Source organism: Rufibacter sp. JT3400010 (genome assembly GCF_054956755.1).
Map to the genome: position 1 here is coordinate 30,618 of NZ_JBUDXA010000005.1, position 17,197 is coordinate 47,814.

The window sequence follows — 17,197 nt, forward strand, 5'->3', positions numbered from 1 at the left end:
TAGAAACTAAAGGTTACCAGTATCAGGCAGGATTAAAGTGATAGTAACCCTGTGTCTATGGACACCTTATCTCCCGGTTTCCTGATCTTTGACCACCAGGTACCTAATCCATAGAAAATCATCATAGATGCGGTCCACGGACTTGATTTTGAACTGCGTGGCTTTCCGGTTTTCATACCCTTCCGCTGCCTCAAACACCGTGGGTGACCCAATGGTACCATCGGCTACGGGAGCAAGAACCAGACTAAATTCATCTATCAAGCCGGCTTTCAGAAAGGAACCATTCACGTGACCACCGCCGTCTATGCGCACCGTCCTCATGCCAAAAAGACTGTACAGTTTTTGGAGTACTAGGTCAAGGTCCAACTCCTCTTTGCCTCCGAAGATGTAGGACACCTTCTTGCTTCTGAGGTGCGCCAGATAGCCAGAGGGCACTTGTTCGGTCAGGACTTCAATCACGTGCTCCGTAGAAACCATGTTGGTGTCCCAAAAGCATTTTCCAGATGGGTCAATCACCACCGCATAGGTTTTGGCCTCCTGCTCCGCCACAAAATCTTCTTTAGGAATAAGGTCGTGATTTACCTCCATGGAATAGGTTTCTTTGCTAGAAAACTCCTGCATGGTTACCCGGCCTACTAACCAGGCATCTGCTTCAATTTTTTCGGCCGTTTCTTCAAAATACTTATGATGGTCTTTAAATCCCCAGATATTCTGTTTGATTCGGCCATCTACGGAGCCCAACATGTGGCAAATGACATAAGGCTTATTGGTGTCTAACATTTACGTTTTCGGGTTTAAAATTTAAAACAAAGCTATAAAGCCATTCTACGTGATTTATAGCTTGATAAGGAAAGGGCAAAATTCACCTTATCTTCTGTCATGCAAAGTTAAGAGTGAAGTAGCTGTAACGTTTTATCGTCTTGTTTGCCGTGGAAGTACTTCTCCAAAACCTCTTTGAACACGGGATTTGTATTAGGTAAAGAGGCGAACAACGTCATGGAAGATTTGAGTTTCAGGTCATCTGGGCTTCCGAAGATGCGGTGAGCATCTTTCCCATCCAGTTTCAGAAGCGCCTCACAAATTTGCACGAGCCTGCTGCCTAAAACGGGGTGCTTTAAATAAGCTTCGGCTTCAAGTAGGTCTTTGATGCCGTAGAAGATGGACGTATCGCTAAAGCCCAGGCCCCGGACCTGAGGAAAGATATACCACATCCAATGGCTTTGTTTTCTTCCTTTCCTTATCTCAGCAAGCGCCACTTCATAGTCTCTTTCTTGCGCGCTCAAGAATCTTTGCAAGCCTGTTTCTTTCATGTTCTGTTTGAATTTTTGCTTCTATGGATATATACGCGAGGATCTGTTTTTGATAAAGTTGGCAAAACACATTCAGTTACCCTGCCAGATTGTTATAGGTTCTGATCATCTGCTGATTGTTCTTCCCAGAAATGTAGCGTCGTTACCCTGTAACGACGAGCCTCTATGAAATTAAACCGGCTATTCACGTCAACAGGAAAACAAAGCCAGTTGCAAGGTATGATCCAAGACGGGAGAGGCGATTAATGCTTCGTAGAACCACGTCGTTACAGGGTAACGACGCTACATTTCTGTATTTGGAACTCGTTTTAGAAAAGGAGGCTGGAAACAGGTGGCTGGCTTTTTCGTTCAATGGTACACCAGTTGTCTTCTATGGCAAAATATGATGCTTTCAGCAAAAGCGCCCGTCGCCTGAAAGGCTATGATTATCGGCTTGGAGGCCTGTATTTCATCACGATTTGCACGCAAGAGCGTTATCCCTTCTTTGGCGAGGTGGTGAGCGGGGAGATGATCTTGTCTGATGAGGGACAGATTGCCCATGATTATTGGCTTGATCTGCAAAAGCATATGCCCCAAATATATCTTGGCGAATTCGTGGTGATGCCTAACCATGTGCATGGTATCCTGGGGTTAGAGGGAAGGCTAGGTGCTGATTCCACTTCGGGGAACAATATGGCATTGCTTGATAATGCTGCTATTGAGAAAAACGAATTTATGTCAAATTTAGCCCTAAAAGCAGGTTCTATTTCCCAAGTTATAGGCTTTTACAAATCTACCTGTACCAAAATGATTAAGAGTGTGAGTACCGAGCCGTTCGGTTGGCAACCTCGTTTTCATGACCGCATTATTAGAGATCAACGAGAGCTAATTCTTATTGAAAATTATATTGCAGATAACCCCTCCAAATGGCAAGAAGACCAGTTCTATAAATCTTAATCCGAACCGTAGCGTCGTTACCCTGTAACGACGAGCCTCTATGAAATTAAACCGTTTACCTCAGAACGAACCTTACCTCGAAGCATTTGCAAGTCAAGACTATTGGTTGATTGAAACGGTTAGCGCTGCGCAGAACCACGTCGTTACAGGTAACAACGCTACAATCAAGATTCCTTGAAAACAAAAAAGCCTTGCAAACTTTCGTTTACAAGGCTTTTGGAGTACCCAGGGCCGGAGTCGAACCGGCACATCCGTGAAGATATTGGTGTTTGAGACCAACGCGTCTACCGATTCCGCCACCTGGGCATTTGCTCCTTTTCGGTAGATTCTGAAAAACGAGGCGTGAAACGCTTTATCTGTCAGAAGAGGATGCAAACTTATTCAATGATTCCTTTATACGCAAGAGGTAACGCTGCTTGAGGTAGTAATTTTTTACCTGTTTTAAGGCTTCTGCCTGAGCATCAGGAGGTAAATTTTCATAAGATTCCAGTACCGGCCAGATAGAAGCCTTTAGAAAGCCCTCAATTTCGTTCGTTTGGTCAGAGACAATCTTGAACTGCACCGAATCATAGTCCATTTCCAGATCCATCAACTGCTCGTTCAGCTCCATCACTTCCATCAGGAAATCCTGCGGCAAATCATTTTGGCCGCCTTCTTCCAGAAGGCCGTGCTGCTCCAGAATGTACTGCATGCGGCGGTCAAAGTTGGAGAGGGTGCGGTAGGCGTTAGTGTTGAGGGTGGACTTCTCCAGAATCTCCTGCTGCTTTTCGGGCGACTCTAGCGTGTAGAAATCAGGGTGGAACTCGCGGCTGAGAGCGTAGTATTTGCTTTGGATGGCTTTCTCATCGGGCAGAAAGCTTTCCGGGATATCATAGAATTGGAAGTAGTTCACGGTTGAATAGACGCTAGAAGTTGAACATGAGATGCTAGACGTAAAAAGCTGGCACCAAGATACACGAGGCTTGGGTTAGACCTCGGCGGGTTTAAAGGAGAAGGCCTGCGCGGGTTCAGCGAACAAAGCTTTGGTAGGTTTCCAGACGCTCCCGAATAGTTCCGATTTGCGGTAGTTGTTCAGAGCCTCGTCAGAATCCCAGAGGCTGTAGGTGCTGTACACGTTTGGCAGATGGTAGTCCTGTAACAACTCTACGCTCCGGCAACCCGGGAAAGCGGCAATCTGGGCTCTGGAGGCTTTGAAGATCTCCAGAAACGCAGGCACCTTCTCTTCCTGAAAGGTCATTCTTACTATTCGTATCAGCATTTCTTTTAGTTAGGAATTAGTTTTTGCCTGCCCGTATACGCCGTTTTAGTCGTGTTTTGGAGAAAACTGGACCAAAACTCTATAAATCCTGCTTTGTCATACTGAAAGGATCTTGGTGGCAAGCGGTAGAAACGTTTAAGAACAGCAAGTCTAGTTCGCTCACAAGATCCTTTCAGGATGACAAAAATGAGATGGTATCAGGATGACAACAATGAGTTAGAATTAAGATGACGAAAATGATTTAAGAATCAGAATGGCTTGTAAGGAGAAGCCAATACCTAATTCTAAATTCTTAATTCCTAATGAAAGTAATTATTCATTGTCTGGGGCAAACCTGATTTCCACTGGCGAGTCAAAGTACATGCCTAGCAGTTCTGAGGCGTGGCCTTTGTTGATGCCGATAATCAGATTACCCTGGCGGTTGAACAGCGCCACGCTGTCGCCTTCATTGGGTTGGTTGAAGCGGGTGCTCAGGCGGTCAATGACTTCGCGGTTGAAATGGATGGTGAAGTTTCGGCCGTGGCCGATGGCTTCCACGCTGTCTTTGGTAATATCAGTGATGAGGTTGCCGTAATGGTCTACGTGCACCACGTGGCCGGTAATGGAATGGTCATTCAGCCTGAGCTGGCGGTTAATGAGCTGCACCATGCCATCGGCTAGTTCACCCACCTCAGCCATGGAGGAGCCCTGGGCCAACGCTACGGCGGCGGGCACCATAATGTCGCGGGCGGGCGAGGTGGAGTCGGGGTGCAGCGGCAAGTCAATCAGTTGCTCGGGATCTCCGTCGGTGAGCAGCGACAGCAAACCGTTATCGGCACAGATAAAATAATGTCCTTTCTGCCGGGCCACCTGGTAGCGGCCACTACGCGTACCGTGGGTGTCTACCGCAATCAGATGCACCGTGCCTTTGGGAAAGTCCTGGTAGACCGAGTTGATCACATGGTAGCCATGGGCAATATTGAAGGGTTCTATGTGATGTGAAATGTCTACAATTACCTGCGCCGGGTTGATAGTCAATATCTTAGCTTTGAGGGCGGCCACGTAGTGGTCAATGGTGCCAAAATCTGACAGTAACGTGAGAATTCCCATGGGAACGGATGGTCAAAAAGAACTTTATAAATAGTAAAATTGTCTTATAACAAATCTACTATATTTTCAGTAGATTGGTTTTAAAACCACATACATAAACGGAAATAGCCCTTGGTAGAAAAAACAATAACCCTGGAGAATATCTCTCTGTTAGATTTCCTGGGTCTCGAGAACCAAAACATAAAACAACTGGCCGCCGCTTTCCCAAGCAGCAAAATCATCTCGCGCGGCAATGAGATAAAGATACAGGGGCAAACCCCCGAGATCACCAAAATCCACGAAATCCTTTCTTCGCTCATAGAGCATTATCACCAGTACGGGAAAATCACGGACAAAAGCGTCCATAAATTCCTGACCGCTGACAATGATTTTGAGGAGGATGTGGTCATTACCTCGCCAGACGTGATTGTGTACGGCAGCAAAGGCGGTGTGATCAAAGCCAAAAATCCCAGCCAGCAGAGATTGGTGGAGGCCATTGCGAAGAACGACTTGATCTTTGCCATGGGACCAGCCGGTACCGGTAAGACGTTCATTTCGGTGGCCATGGCCGTGCGTGCGCTCAAAAACAAAGAGGTGAAGAAAATCATCATCTCGCGCCCGGTGGTGGAAGCAGGGGAGAGCCTCGGGTTTTTGCCCGGCGACATGAAAGACAAAATTGACCCGTATCTGCGGCCAATCTATGATGCCTTAGAGGAGATGATTCCGGTAGAGAAGTTGAAGTACTACTATGAAAACAAAATCATAGAAATAGCACCTTTGGCCTACATGCGTGGTCGTACTTTGAACAACGCGTTTGTGCTACTGGACGAAGCCCAGAACACCACACCCATGCAGATCAAAATGTTCATGACGCGTATGGGACCTACCTCTAAAGTGATGATTAACGGTGACCGCACCCAGATTGACTTACCGCGCAACCAACGGTCGGGCTTAATTGAGGCGCTCACGGTGCTCAAAGACATTAAAGGCATTGGCTTCGTAGAGATGCACGCCGATGATGTGGTGCGCCACCGCCTGGTGAAGAACATTGTGGAGGCGTACACCAAATTTGACGAAAAACGCCAGAAAGAGCGCGAAGAGCGTGAGCAGGCTGGCGCCGATTTCCAGGATGCCCCTCGCCATCGCCAGAACTTCCGCCGTCATAACGACTAAATTTTACTTCGGCACAGGTGCCTTCTCTTTAAGGGGAGCGCACCTGTGCCGATTTCTTTTTGAGCAGGTAGAAAGCTTTCTTTTGAAGAAGATGGGAAACATACCAGATGCTTTGAATTCTGTGAACTGGCAGGTACGGCTGGCAGTGATTGGTTTGTATCCGTTTCTCACTTCTAACTCTGAAAACAACGTAGCATCATACAAACTGGAGCTGCATGGCTAAAACTGCATTGGCCGGCACGTTTCGTCTGGTGGGCAGTTTTGTTCTAGGGATTATCCTGTACCATTTGGTAGGCCGAAGTTTCTCTTACGCGGGAGAAGTTGCGGCTTTTTTTGTGCTCCTGTTTTTTGCCTCGGGGTGGATTGCTTTGAAACGCCCCTTAGCCCGCCGCCGCAGATGGGCCGGAATAACCGGTATGCTGGCCGTAACGACTTTCTCTTTTTGGGGCAGTTCCCTGAAAAACAAACCCGAAACCCTCCCGGTACCTGCGCAGGAAATTACCCATTACCGCCTCACGTTAATCAAAGCCGTAGCGCTCAAACCAAATTCGGTTAGTTCGGTGGGGCGGGTGGAAGCCGTTCAAGCCAAGGGCAAATGGATTCCCGCCAAGGGGCAGGTGGCAGTGTTTCTGCCCCGTTCAGAAAAAGCAGACGCCTTGCGCTACGGAGACCAACTGCTGGTGCAAGGCAGGCTGTCTCCGCCCGCCAAACCCGCCAATCCATATCAGTTTGACTACAAACGTTATCTGGCCCTGAAGCACATTCAATGGCAAGCCTATCTTCCTAACAGTACCTGGCTGACCATAGGCTATGCGCCGCCCAGCGCCGTAGTGGCTTTGAGCCTGAAAATCAGAAAACAGCTCGAAAACGCTTTTCTCCAACACGTCCACGCAAAACGCGAAGCCACCATTGCCAACGCGCTGGTGCTAGGCGTGCAGGACGACCTGGATGCTGCGCTGCGCAATGCATACGCCCGTACCGGCACCATGCACGTGCTGGCGGTGAGCGGTCTGCACGTGGGCCTGTTGTACGGCGTACTGCTGCTCTTTTTGAAACCCCTTCGGCGAAGCAAATCCAGTAAACTGCTGATCTTTCTGTTCATTGTGGGCATTGTCTGGTTTTACGCCTTCGTGACCGGGATGTCGGCTTCGGTGCTGCGGTCTGTGTGCATGTTCTCGCTGGTAGAACTGGGCCTGTTGCTGCGCCGAAAAGCTTCCATTCTGAATACGCTGGCTTTGGTGGCGTTGGCTCTGCTACTATATGAACCCAATTTCCTGTTCGATGTAGGTTTCCAGTTGAGTTTCCTGGCCGTGGCCGGTATTGTGCTGCTGCAACCCCTGTTCCTGAAACTTTGGTACCCAGAACGGAAGCCGGTGCGCTTAGTTTGGGAGTTACTGGCTATTTCTGTGGCGGCGCAGTTGGCAACGTTTCCATTGAGCCTCTATTACTTTCATCAGTTCCCGGTATATTTCTGGGTAGCCAACCTGGTGGCGGTGCCGCTGTCTTCCGGGGCTTTGTACCTAGGCATCGGGTTTATGCTGCTCTTTTGGGTGCCGGGCCTGAATACCGTCTTGGGTAGACTGCTGGAGTGGACGCTGTGGAGTATGAATGAGTTGCTGTTACGGCTGGAGCACTGGCCCGCGGCAGTACTGGATGGGTTTGTCATTACGCCCAGTCAGGTGGTGGCTTTGTATCTACTCATGATAGGGGCTGTCCTTTTTCTAGTGCAGAAAAGATTGTCTTGGCTGGTAGTGACCCTTTTGTGTCTGGCGTTTTTTACCGGCACCGAGCTAGCCGAGGCGCATCGGCAAGGCCGCACCAGAGAGTTGGTGATCCATAGCGTGAGAAGAAGCAGCGCGGTGAGTATGCTGCAGGGCCGGGAGGTCACCTTCTTCGCCGATTCTGCTTTCTATGCCCAACCCACGCTGTTTTCTTACCAGGTACAACCGTATTGGTGGGCCAGAGGTGTAAGGCAGGACTCTTCTTTAATGGGTTCTTTTCCCAAAGCAGGCTCTAAACAGAAGGTGCCTTACCACGTGACGCCGGAAGGGAACCGGCTGGTGGTCTGGCAGGGCAAACGGCTGCTCTGGCTTAAAAAGTTGCCGAAGAATTTGGCGCAGCTAGTTACGATAGATGCCCTTGTTTTGCAGCAGAATGTTTGGTTTGACGTAGCCAGGCTACAGACCACTTTCTCTACCCGAACTATTCTCCTGGACCAAACTAATTCTAGAAGGTACGTGGCCCGGAAGGCCGACGAACTTCGGGAGGCCGGGTACAAAGTCCATGTGCTGGAAGAAGACGGAGCGTGGTTGATCAGGTTGTAGGCAGGGGCATTTATGGAGTCATTTCTTTAAAACAGGATTAAACCCGCCTCCAGGTTGTTTAGGCGTTTTCATGCCAATTTTATTCCATTTTTCTATTCCAAAACGTATAATAAGGTTCTGGTAGTTAGACGATTAGCTATATATGCCTTTCGCTAGGCGGAAGGTTTGCTAACGAATTTAGTGTATTCGGTAAAGTGCTGTTTTGCAAGGTCTTATCAATGCTAAAAATATTTTAGTAAATACTTGTAAGTGGTTGAAAATCAAGGTGATTTATTGGTGTGAAAATTCACCTATTTGGCACTTTTAGAGAGGGGGTTCTGTTATCAATCTGTAATGAAACAAGGAATTAAATGCAGACGAAAATGAACCAAGCTAGTAACGAAGAGAAAGTGGTTAAGAAGAACAAAATCGAAAGTTTTGATATCTCCCGCTCTGATGAGACCATGCACTTGGCCGTTGATTTGGCGAAGTTCATTAAGGAGAATCGGCTGTATCAAAACATACAAGGCAAGGAGTACGTGAACGTGGAAGGCTGGCAGTACGCCGGTTCCCGTCTGGGTATTCTGCCCGTGGTAGATGCGCTCACCAACATGAGCGATAGCACTGAGATTAAGTACATGGCCAAAGTAAACCTGCTGAACCTGCGCACCGAGCAGATAGTAGGAGCGGGCTTTGCGCTGTGCTCTAACAAAGAGCAAGGCCGTAAGTACTACCAGGAATACGCTATCGCTTCTATGGCGCAGACCAGAGCCATTGGGAAAGCCTACCGTAACATCTTAGCCTGGATCATCAGAGCCGCCGGGTATGAACCAACTCCCGCTGAGGAGATGGACTACCAGGGCAACGTGACCGAGCAGAAGGCAGAGCAACCGGCTAAGCCCGCTGCCGCTCCTAAAACCATGAAAGCTGTTCCGGCCGACCCAGTTGTGGCGGAAGTTGCGCCCGCCCCTGTGCAGGCACCTGCCGCACCGGCACCAGTCGCCGAAGAAGCCACGGTGAAGTACGCTACCGCCAAGCAGAAGGAAGAAATCATTCGTCTGCTGAACAATCCGGTAATTACCCGTCAGGAGAAAACCAAAATGCTCCTGAACATCAACAAACTGGATGAGGAACGTGCCAAGCAGTCTATCCTGAAGTTGAAGAAAGTGATTGAAGACCGTGAGCATGAACAATCTGCCGCGGCTTAATGGCCTTACATAGAAGTGAATGTTAGAAGCCCGGCCTTTGGTCGGGTTTTCTGTTTTTAGGGTTTTTTGTTACCACCCTGCCCTTCGGGCACCCCTCCTACATTAGGAGGGGTGTTTCTGGTTGCCACCGCATAAACCGCTTGCTCAAAGGACCTCGTAGCGTCCGGAGGACCTGCGAGCGTCTGGGCCAATGGCTTTCCCTTCTCGCCAATCTGGAGATTGGCTGTCCGGTATGTGTTTAGAGCGCTGGCGCTAACTCTACGCACAACTCATCACAACCTTTACGCGTGTCAAGACTCCTTTATCTTTCTTCCAAGCCAGAAACCAGGATGGACAATGGGGCGCAACCATGAACTAATTCGTAATTTTGGCGCACCTATGGCAAACATTCAAGATATTCTGAAGCAGTATTGGGGGCATGAGGCGTTCAGGCCGGGGCAGGAGGAGATTATTACTTCGGTGCTGAAGGGGCAAGATACGTTGGCCATTCTGCCTACGGGCGGGGGGAAGTCTATCTGCTTTCAGGTGCCCACGCTGGTCATGGAAGGGGTGTGCATCGTAGTGTCTCCGTTGATTGCGCTCATGAAGGACCAGGTGGAAAACCTCAAGAAACGAGGCATTTCTGCGGCCGCTCTGCATGCGGGTCAGCCGGAACGGGAGCGCGATATCATTCTGGATAATTGCGTGTTTGGCGTGGTGCAGTTTCTGTACGTGTCGCCGGAGCGGTTGCAAACGGAGCTGTTTCTGGAGCGCGTGAAGCGCATGAATGTGTGTCTGTTGGCAGTAGATGAAGCGCACTGTATCTCGCAGTGGGGCTATGACTTCCGGCCGCCGTATCTGGAAATTGCCAAGCTGCGCGCGTTACTACCTGCCGTACCGGTACTAGCCTTGACAGCCTCGGCCACCGAAGCGGTGAAGGTGGACATTCAGGAGAAACTGAAGTTCAAAAAGCAGCAAGTCTTTCAGCAGAGCTTCGCCCGTAAAAATCTTTCTTATTCTGTGTTGCAGACGGAAGACAAGGAAGGCAGGCTGCGCGAGATATTACAGAAGATGAACGGCACGGGCATTGTCTACGTACGCAACCGCCGCCGCACCATGGAACTGGCGCAGTGGCTGCACAAGCAAGGCATCAAAGCAGCGGCCTACCACGCCGGCTTGCCGCACCAAACTCGCACCACCGCCCAAACCGATTGGATCATGGACCGCGTGCGCGTGATGGTGGCCACCAACGCCTTCGGTATGGGGATTGACAAACCAGACGTGCGCCTGGTGGTGCACCTGGACTTACCAGACTCTTTGGAAGCCTATTACCAAGAGGCGGGAAGGGCCGGCCGTGACGGGAAATACAGTTATGCCACGGTTTTGTTAGGCCCCGAAGATACAGGACTGCTTCTAAAGAAAACCGAGGAGGCGTATCCGCCGGTTGAGACCTTGAAGCGGGTGTACCAGGCGTTAGCTAATTTCTACCAACTGGCTACCGGCAGCGGCGCTTTCCAATCGTTTGACTTTGATTTAGCCGAATTCAGCCGCACGTACCAACTATCGCCTATTGAAGTTCACTTCGCCCTCAAGCAACTGGAATCTGAGGGGCTGCTGCAACTGAACGAGGGCTTCTATAGTCCCTCTAAAGTGACTTTCCTGCTGAGCAGCACCCAACTCTACGATTATCAAATTATAAACGAAGCGCTGGAACCGGTGATCAAAGGCTTGTTGCGCCTGTACGGCGGAGAGTTATACCGCGATTTTGTGAAGATTTCAGAGAAAGGACTGGCGAAACACATTTCGGTACCCGAAGCAACCGTACGGCAACAGTTACAGCACCTGCATCAGCGGAAAGTATTGGTGTATGAACCGCAGCATGACGGCCCCCAAGTGCAGTTCACCGCCCCCCGGTTTGATGCTGCTTCCCTGCCCATTGACCAGAAACGCCTGACGCTGTTCAGAGAACGGGCACTAGAAAAAGCCCATGCCGTCATCAATTTCATGCAGGACAACTCCCGGTGCCGCACTAATCAGATACTCGCGTATTTCGGGGAGCAGGCCACAGCGCCTTGCCGCATCTGTGATTACTGCCTGGCTCAGAAGAAGAAAAAGAAGCTGGCAGAAAACAAGCTCCACATGGAAGCCCGCGTCCTCAGTCATTTGAAAGAAACACCACTTCATCCTAAATCCATTGCCATGCACTTCAGCTCTTCGGAGCAGGAACTGCTAGGTGGGCTATTGCAAGAAATGCTGGAGAGTGGGGTGGTGGGTTATACCTCAGAAGGGAATCTACACCGAAAGGAGAATTAGTGTTTTTGGGTGTATATTTATGTTAAGTAATATTATATAGCTTTGCGTGCTTCCACCCATTTTTGGTAGTTTCTGCTGAAGCACCTGCTTGTATCCATACCGCTGCTGGCGCGAGCCTCCGGCTCGTGTTCGTACGCATTGCAGAGAGTACCTTGAGCCAGGGCCTTTCAGAGTAAACTGGTTTACACCCTGGTGTCCTACATCCCTTTGTCATCTTGGAAAGATCTTGTTGGCGAACTAGAAAGGCTTTGAAGAAACGACCTTACCGTTTGCTCACAAGATCCTTTCAGGATGACAAGAGAGGATGATCGCAGAATTCCGAAAAGGATGATTCGGAATGCGTGCGGACACGAACCGAAGGTTCGCGCCAGCGACTTCGGTAAAAGACCAAAACCTTTTCTGGTCTGTTTTTCTTAAAACCGCCAGTAAACAGAAATGGCAGCAAGAAATCTTGCTGCCATTTCTGTTTTAGTTGAAAGTAACTTAGGTCAAAGGAGTTTCTTCCATTTGCAGCGCAACCACGCCGGGCAGTTGCTTGCCTTCCATGTACTCCAGCAGCGCGCCGCCGCCGGTAGACACGTAAGACACGTCATGGCTATGTCCCATCTGGGTAACCGCTGCCGCTGAATCGCCGCCACCTATGAGAGAGTATGCGCCGTTCTTGGTGGCTACCACCACAGCCTCGGCAATGGCTTTGGTGCCGGTCGCAAAGTTCTCGAACTCAAATACGCCCATGGGGCCATTCCATAAAATGGTTTTAGAGTTCCGAACCACTTCAGCAAACGTAGCGATGGTGTCTGGTCCTATGTCCAAGCCCATCCAACCATCGGGAATGGTGCCGCTGGCTACTACCTGGGTGTTGGCGTTGTTGTCAAAGGCATCGGCAATCACGGTGTCAGAAGGCAAGTAGATTTTCACGCCTCTTTCCTCGGCTTTCTTCAGAAGTTCCAGTGTCAATTCCTGTTTGTCTTCTTCCAGCAATGAATTCCCGATGGAACCACCTTGGGCTTTGGCAAATGTATAGCTCATGCCGCCGCCAATGATAAGGTTGTCTACGCGGTCCAGCAACTGCTCAATTACCTGAATTTTGTCAGAGATTTTAGCCCCGCCCATGATAGCGGTGTACGGACGGTCGGCGTAGGAGAGAACGCGTTGCGCATTCTCTAGCTCGGCATGCATTACCATGCCGCATACTTTGTCATGGGGGAAGTATTCTGCCACAATAGCGGTAGAGGCGTGGGCACGGTGTGCGGTCCCGAAGGCATCGTTCACGTACACATCTCCTAACAGACTTAGTTTCTCGGCGAAGTTGCGATTTCCCTGCTCTTCTTCTTTGTGGAAACGCAGGTTTTCTACCAACAGAATCTGACCCGGTTTCAGGTTGTTCGCCATTTCCACGGCTTCAATACCAACACAATCAGAAGCAAACTGGATAGGCATCTGAAAAGCTTCCTCCAACGGTTTGAGCAGGTGCTTCAAAGAATATTTTTCCTCCGGTCCGCCCTTTGGTCTGCCCAGGTGAGACATGAGCACCACGGAGCCCCCATCATTCAAAATCCTTTTAATGGTAGGCACCGCTGCTCTAATACGGGTGTCATCCGTAATCTCAAAATTGCTGTTCAAAGGAACATTGAAATCTACCCGCACCAAGGCCCTTTTGCCCTGGAAATTGTATTGGCCAATCGTTATCATAGTCAGTTATTAGTTTGGTTCTTTCGGCTCACCCTGCGTAGACAGGCACGGCAAATATATGAATTGTTCTGAGTGTTGTTGGTGGCTTATACGCAAGCCGCTGTTTCAGGGCTAATTCTGGGAAAACAGACGAGAAGTGGAAGGTTGTCAGTTGTCAGTTGTTAGTTTTTAGCTGGTTCCTACCTGCTGTGCGTAGAGTTAGCGCTAGCGCTCTACGCACCAACGGACAGCCAATCTCCTGGTTGGCGTAACGGACAGACCATTGGCACAGACACTCGCAGGTCTGGAAGACACTGCGAGGTCTTGTGAGAAAAACTCCCCTCCTACTTTAGGAGGGATGCCCGGAAGGCGGGGTGGTAAAAAGGCGCTTCCAGAAGCATGAACCCCTAGCCGCGCTGCCACTTGTTTTTTACTAGAACCAAAACACCAAAATCAGTATCTTTGCCCTAATGAAAATTGGAATAATCTTCGGTGGACCGTCCCGGGAGCGCGAAATCTCATTCGCCGGTGGCCGCACCGTCTTCGATAATTTAGATAAGTCCCTGTTTGAGGCTGTGCCGGTATTTGCCGACAGCTTAGGGAATTTCATCCTGCTGGACTGGCATTACATCTACAAAGGCACCATCCGCGATTTCTATCCGCCGGTAGACGTGGTGCCCCACACCGAGCATGGCCTGCAGATGTACCTGGAAAGTCTGGGCAAACTGAGCGAGGAAGAACTGAATGACATTGCCTCTAGAGTAGGCCGACGGATTCATCCGCACCAGTTCAGGGAGCTGTTTGACTTCGCTTTCCTGACCTTGCACGGGCCGTATGGCGAGGATGGCAGCATCCAGGGCTTGCTGGAGTGGTACGGTATTCCGTATTCCGGTTCCGGCATCATGGCTTCGGCCATAGGCATTGACAAGATTGCGCAGAAAGCCATGTTGCAGCAGCACGGGTTCGCGACGCCGGATTACCGCATTCTGGGCTTGCAGGAGTGGCACGCCACCCAAGACCGCGCCGCGCTCTTAGACAATCTGGTGGCCGAGTTAGGCTTGCCGTTGGTGTTGAAAGCCCCGCACCAGGGTTCTTCCATTGGCGTTTCCATCATCAAAGAGAAAAACCTGCAGCAGTTTGAAGAAGCGGTAGCCCGTAGCCTGTTCTCGCTCACCATCCAGAAAAGTGAGTGGAACAGTAAAACTGCTGCGCAGCAACTGAATTTCGTGAAAACGCTGACTGATATCCGCGAGGGCATCGGCTTGCCAGTACAAACCCAGGACGGAAAACTGATTTACGCACCAGAGGAACTGTTGAACCTGCTTTCTGCCACTTTTGCCCAAAACGGCTCTGAAACACTCACACTTACTAATGTGGAGAGCGAGACGCAGGTGCTCATTGAGGCGTTTATCAACGGCCGCGAGTTTTCCTGTATTGTGGTGCAGGACCAGACCGGCAGACCATTGGCCTTACCGCCCACCGAAATCAGAAAAGGCGGCGAAGTCTTTGACTACCGCTCTAAATATTTGCCGGGCCTCAGCCGGAAAATCACGCCCATTGATTTGCCTACGGAGCAGATTCAGGAGATACGCCAGCAGTGCGAACGCCTGTATACCAGCCTGGGCTTTAACGTGTACGCGCGTCTGGACGGCTTTATCACTGATTCTGGCGAGATTTTCCTAAATGACCCCAACACCACGAGTGGCATGTTGCCTTCTTCGTTCTTCTTCCACCAGGCGGCTGAGATTGGGCTGAACCCCTCGCAGTTCCTGACCTACATTATCCGGACCTCTTTGGCCGAGCGGGTGAAATCTGGGAAAAACACGGCGCATTTAACGGCGTTGCTAAGAAGATTAGATTCGGCCATGGCCGATGAGCGCGCGCACCGCCACGACAAACTGCGGGTAGGCGTAATCATGGGTGGGTACTCGTCTGAGCGCCACATCTCCGTGGAAAGCGGCCGTAACATCTACGAGAAACTGGCCTCGTCTACCAAATACGAACCTATTCCCATTTTTCTGACCGGGAACGAGGAAACGCATCAGCTGTACCAGATTCCCATCAACATCATGTTGAAGGACAACGCGGATGATATTCGTGAAAAAATTGAAGCTTCAGAAGCGGGCGTTCCCACGCACCCGGTGCTGGCCCAAATTAAAGAAGCGGCCGCGGGAATTACACGTACGTACGCCGGTAACACGTTGCAAAAGCCGCAACGCCTGACGTATGAGCAACTGAAAAGCTTGGTAGATGCGGTGTTCATTGCCTTACACGGGAGACCGGGCGAAGATGGCGAGCTGCAGACGGAGCTGGAGAAATACTTGATTCCGTACAACGGGTCGGGCATACAGTCTTCTCAGGTGACCATCAATAAATTTGAGACCAACCGCATTCTGCGCGAGAACGGCGTACACGTGGCAGAGCACATGCTGGCCTTCAAGAAAGACTGGCAGGAAAACAAAGACGCGTTCTTCCAGCAGATTGAAAGCAGTTTCGCCTATCCGTTCATCGCCAAACCCGCCGATGACGGGTGTTCTTCGGCCGTGAAAAAGATAAAGAATCGCGAGGAACTGGAAGCGTTTGCCGAGTTGATTTTCCGGAATTCCGTTGAGATACCCGAGACTCCGGCGCAGATACTGAAATTGAGCTTCAAGGAAGAGGTGCCCATGAAAGGCTATTTCCTGATTGAAAACCTCATTTCGCGTGAGGGCGCGAAGCATTTCCTGGAGATTACGGGTGGTTTATTGACCAGCTACGGCCCCAACGGCCGCACCGAGTACGAAATATTTGAGGCTTCTGAAGCGTTGGCCGAAGGAGAAGTACTAAGTCTGGAGGAGAAGTTTCTGGCAGGAGAGGGACAGAACATTACCCCGGCCCGTTACGCCAGAGACCCACAGGAGCGGCAACGCATCTCTGACCTGGTGAAGCAGGACCTGAAACGGGTGGCCGAGATTCTGCGCATTGAAGGCTATGCCCGCATTGATGCCTTCGTGCGGGTGCACCAAGACGGCAGGGTGGAGACCATCATCATTGAGGTAAACTCGCTGCCCGGCATGACCCCGGCTACGTGTATTTTCCACCAGACGGCCATCAACGGCTATAAACCTTACGATTTCATTGACCGCATCCTGCAATTCGGTATGGAGCGCACCAAAAAAGTTATCTCTTAAGTAATGAGTGGTTTCCTGAAAGCCCAGTCGCTGGGTGACGTGTTCAAGCATCTGGCCATTATGGTGGTCATTGTGTTTCTGTTCTTGTTTCTGTTCTTCTTTGTGTACCTGCCCAGCACCACCAATCACGGCGAAACCATTTCGGTGCCCAATCTGACGGGGATGTCTGTAGACGAACTGGAAGATTTTCTCGCCGACAAAGACCTGCGCTTTTACGTGAGCGATTCTACTTATGAGCAGGGCAGAGCCCCGTTCACGGTAATTACCCAGGAGCCAAAAGCGGGTGAAAAGGTGAAAGAAGGCCGGAAAATCTACGTGAGCATCAACATGAAGAACCCGCCGCTCATTAAGATGCCGAAGCTCATTGAAGGTTCGGTGAAGAATGCCGAGATGATTCTGAAGAACTATGACCTGAACCTGGGCGAGATACGCTACGTGCCAGATTTAGCCGAGAACTCTATTTTGCGCCAGTTCGTGAACGGCCGCGAAATCAAGCCGGGTGAACCGGTGGCCAAAGGTTCGCGCATCGACCTGGAGGTAGGAAACGGCCTGGGTAATACCGAGCTGGATGTGCCTTCCTTGGTGGGCATGCCTATTGATGAGGCTGTCACTCTTGTGACCGGACAAGGTTTACAGATTGGTTCCGTTATTTACATGGAAGCACCCAACGGCGAGCTGGACGGAACCGTATTGAAGCAAAGACCCATTGCCGGTGACAGTGTCAAAACCAAAATCAGAACCGGAGAATTAATAGACATTTGGGTGGCCGGGCCTCAACCGGTAACGCCTATTCAATAAGACAACCTAT

General features: G+C 50.3%; 14 protein-coding genes and 1 tRNA gene. 8 read left to right on the forward strand and 7 right to left on the reverse strand.

What is annotated here, in order from left to right:
* Positions 1-66 precede the first annotated feature (66 nt).
* Together ACY0JR_RS06525 and ACY0JR_RS06530 are read right to left on the reverse strand one after the other, a co-directional pair.
* A complete protein-coding gene (locus ACY0JR_RS06525) occupies positions 67-780 on the reverse strand; it encodes a RibD family protein (RefSeq protein ID WP_462633138.1) in 714 nt (237 codons plus the stop codon).
* A gap of 107 nt (positions 781-887) precedes the next feature.
* Positions 888-1,310, reverse strand: coding sequence for a DUF1810 domain-containing protein (locus ACY0JR_RS06530; protein ID WP_462633139.1), 423 nt, complete (start codon positions 1,308-1,310; stop codon positions 888-890).
* A 372-nt stretch (positions 1,311-1,682) separates the two neighbouring features.
* Here ACY0JR_RS06530 and ACY0JR_RS06535 point away from each other — a divergent pair, with 372 nt between their 5' ends.
* Positions 1,683-2,246, forward strand: coding sequence for a transposase (locus tag ACY0JR_RS06535; protein ID WP_462633140.1), 564 nt, complete (start codon positions 1,683-1,685; stop codon positions 2,244-2,246).
* 222 nt (positions 2,247-2,468) lie between these two features.
* On the opposite strand, the gene ACY0JR_RS06540 is transcribed toward ACY0JR_RS06535, so the two are convergent.
* From ACY0JR_RS06540 to ACY0JR_RS06555, 4 genes are all read right to left on the reverse strand, one after another.
* Positions 2,469-2,552, reverse strand: a tRNA-Leu gene (locus ACY0JR_RS06540).
* Positions 2,553-2,598: 46 nt separating this feature from the next.
* Entirely contained in the window at positions 2,599-3,138 is a 540-nt protein-coding gene (locus ACY0JR_RS06545) for an iron-sulfur cluster co-chaperone HscB C-terminal domain-containing protein (RefSeq protein ID WP_462633141.1), read from the reverse strand.
* 75 nt (positions 3,139-3,213) lie between these two features.
* Entirely contained in the window at positions 3,214-3,504 is a 291-nt protein-coding gene (locus tag ACY0JR_RS06550; RefSeq protein WP_462633142.1) for a putative quinol monooxygenase, read from the reverse strand.
* Between the two features lie 312 nt (positions 3,505-3,816).
* Entirely contained in the window at positions 3,817-4,593 is a 777-nt protein-coding gene (locus ACY0JR_RS06555) for an SAM hydrolase/SAM-dependent halogenase family protein (RefSeq protein ID WP_462633143.1), read from the reverse strand.
* A gap of 111 nt (positions 4,594-4,704) precedes the next feature.
* On the opposite strand from ACY0JR_RS06555, the gene ACY0JR_RS06560 reads away from it, so the two are divergent.
* From ACY0JR_RS06560 to ACY0JR_RS06580, 5 genes are all read left to right on the forward strand, one after another.
* A complete protein-coding gene (locus tag ACY0JR_RS06560) occupies positions 4,705-5,745 on the forward strand; it encodes a PhoH family protein (protein ID WP_462633144.1) in 1,041 nt (346 codons plus the stop codon).
* Positions 5,746-5,836: 91 nt separating this feature from the next.
* Positions 5,837-5,968 carry a hypothetical protein gene (locus tag ACY0JR_RS06565; protein WP_462633145.1) on the forward strand — a complete coding sequence of 44 codons (132 nt, stop codon included), beginning with the start codon at positions 5,837-5,839 and terminating at the stop codon, positions 5,966-5,968.
* The gene (locus tag ACY0JR_RS06570) at positions 5,961-8,069 is read left to right on the forward strand and encodes a ComEC/Rec2 family competence protein (protein ID WP_462633146.1); all 2,109 of its coding nucleotides are present in this window, start codon (positions 5,961-5,963) and stop codon (positions 8,067-8,069) included. Before ACY0JR_RS06565 ends, ACY0JR_RS06570 begins: the two co-directional genes overlap by 8 nt.
* A gap of 362 nt (positions 8,070-8,431) precedes the next feature.
* Complete coding sequence (locus ACY0JR_RS06575) at positions 8,432-9,256, forward strand: hypothetical protein (RefSeq protein ID WP_462633147.1); 825 nt, start codon at positions 8,432-8,434, stop codon at positions 9,254-9,256.
* Between the two features lie 378 nt (positions 9,257-9,634).
* Positions 9,635-11,548, forward strand: coding sequence for a RecQ family ATP-dependent DNA helicase (locus tag ACY0JR_RS06580; RefSeq protein ID WP_462633148.1), 1,914 nt, complete (start codon positions 9,635-9,637; stop codon positions 11,546-11,548).
* Between the two features lie 483 nt (positions 11,549-12,031).
* Here ACY0JR_RS06580 and ACY0JR_RS06585 read toward each other — a convergent pair whose 3' ends face one another.
* The gene (locus ACY0JR_RS06585) at positions 12,032-13,240 is read right to left on the reverse strand and encodes a phosphoglycerate kinase (RefSeq protein WP_462633149.1); all 1,209 of its coding nucleotides are present in this window, start codon (positions 13,238-13,240) and stop codon (positions 12,032-12,034) included.
* A gap of 449 nt (positions 13,241-13,689) precedes the next feature.
* Between ACY0JR_RS06585 and ACY0JR_RS06590 the strand changes: the two genes are divergently transcribed.
* Together ACY0JR_RS06590 and ACY0JR_RS06595 are read left to right on the forward strand one after the other, a co-directional pair.
* Positions 13,690-16,389 carry a D-alanine--D-alanine ligase family protein gene (locus tag ACY0JR_RS06590; RefSeq protein ID WP_462633150.1) on the forward strand — a complete coding sequence of 900 codons (2,700 nt, stop codon included), beginning with the start codon at positions 13,690-13,692 and terminating at the stop codon, positions 16,387-16,389.
* A 3-nt stretch (positions 16,390-16,392) separates the two neighbouring features.
* The gene (locus ACY0JR_RS06595; protein WP_462633151.1) at positions 16,393-17,187 is read left to right on the forward strand and encodes a PASTA domain-containing protein; all 795 of its coding nucleotides are present in this window, start codon (positions 16,393-16,395) and stop codon (positions 17,185-17,187) included.
* The last annotated feature ends 10 nt before the right edge of the window (positions 17,188-17,197 follow it).

What these genes read in the sequence shown, in the direction of transcription:
- ACY0JR_RS06525 (WP_462633138.1), bottom strand. Translation starts at nt 780, where the DNA reads ATGTTAGACACCAATAAGCCTTATGTCATTTGCCACATGTTGGGCTCC.
- ACY0JR_RS06530 (WP_462633139.1), bottom strand. Translation starts at nt 1,310, where the DNA reads ATGAAAGAAACAGGCTTGCAAAGATTCTTGAGCGCGCAAGAAAGAGAC.
- ACY0JR_RS06535 (WP_462633140.1), top strand. Translation starts at nt 1,683, where the DNA reads ATGGCAAAATATGATGCTTTCAGCAAAAGCGCCCGTCGCCTGAAAGGC.
- ACY0JR_RS06550 (WP_462633142.1), bottom strand. Translation starts at nt 3,504, where the DNA reads ATGCTGATACGAATAGTAAGAATGACCTTTCAGGAAGAGAAGGTGCCT.
- ACY0JR_RS06555 (WP_462633143.1), bottom strand. Translation starts at nt 4,593, where the DNA reads ATGGGAATTCTCACGTTACTGTCAGATTTTGGCACCATTGACCACTAC.
- ACY0JR_RS06565 (WP_462633145.1), top strand. Translation starts at nt 5,837, where the DNA reads ATGGGAAACATACCAGATGCTTTGAATTCTGTGAACTGGCAGGTACGG.
- ACY0JR_RS06570 (WP_462633146.1), top strand. Translation starts at nt 5,961, where the DNA reads ATGGCTAAAACTGCATTGGCCGGCACGTTTCGTCTGGTGGGCAGTTTT.
- ACY0JR_RS06575 (WP_462633147.1), top strand. Translation starts at nt 8,432, where the DNA reads ATGAACCAAGCTAGTAACGAAGAGAAAGTGGTTAAGAAGAACAAAATC.
- ACY0JR_RS06580 (WP_462633148.1), top strand. Translation starts at nt 9,635, where the DNA reads ATGGCAAACATTCAAGATATTCTGAAGCAGTATTGGGGGCATGAGGCG.
- ACY0JR_RS06585 (WP_462633149.1), bottom strand. Translation starts at nt 13,240, where the DNA reads ATGATAACGATTGGCCAATACAATTTCCAGGGCAAAAGGGCCTTGGTG.
- ACY0JR_RS06590 (WP_462633150.1), top strand. Translation starts at nt 13,690, where the DNA reads ATGAAAATTGGAATAATCTTCGGTGGACCGTCCCGGGAGCGCGAAATC.
- ACY0JR_RS06595 (WP_462633151.1), top strand. Translation starts at nt 16,393, where the DNA reads ATGAGTGGTTTCCTGAAAGCCCAGTCGCTGGGTGACGTGTTCAAGCAT.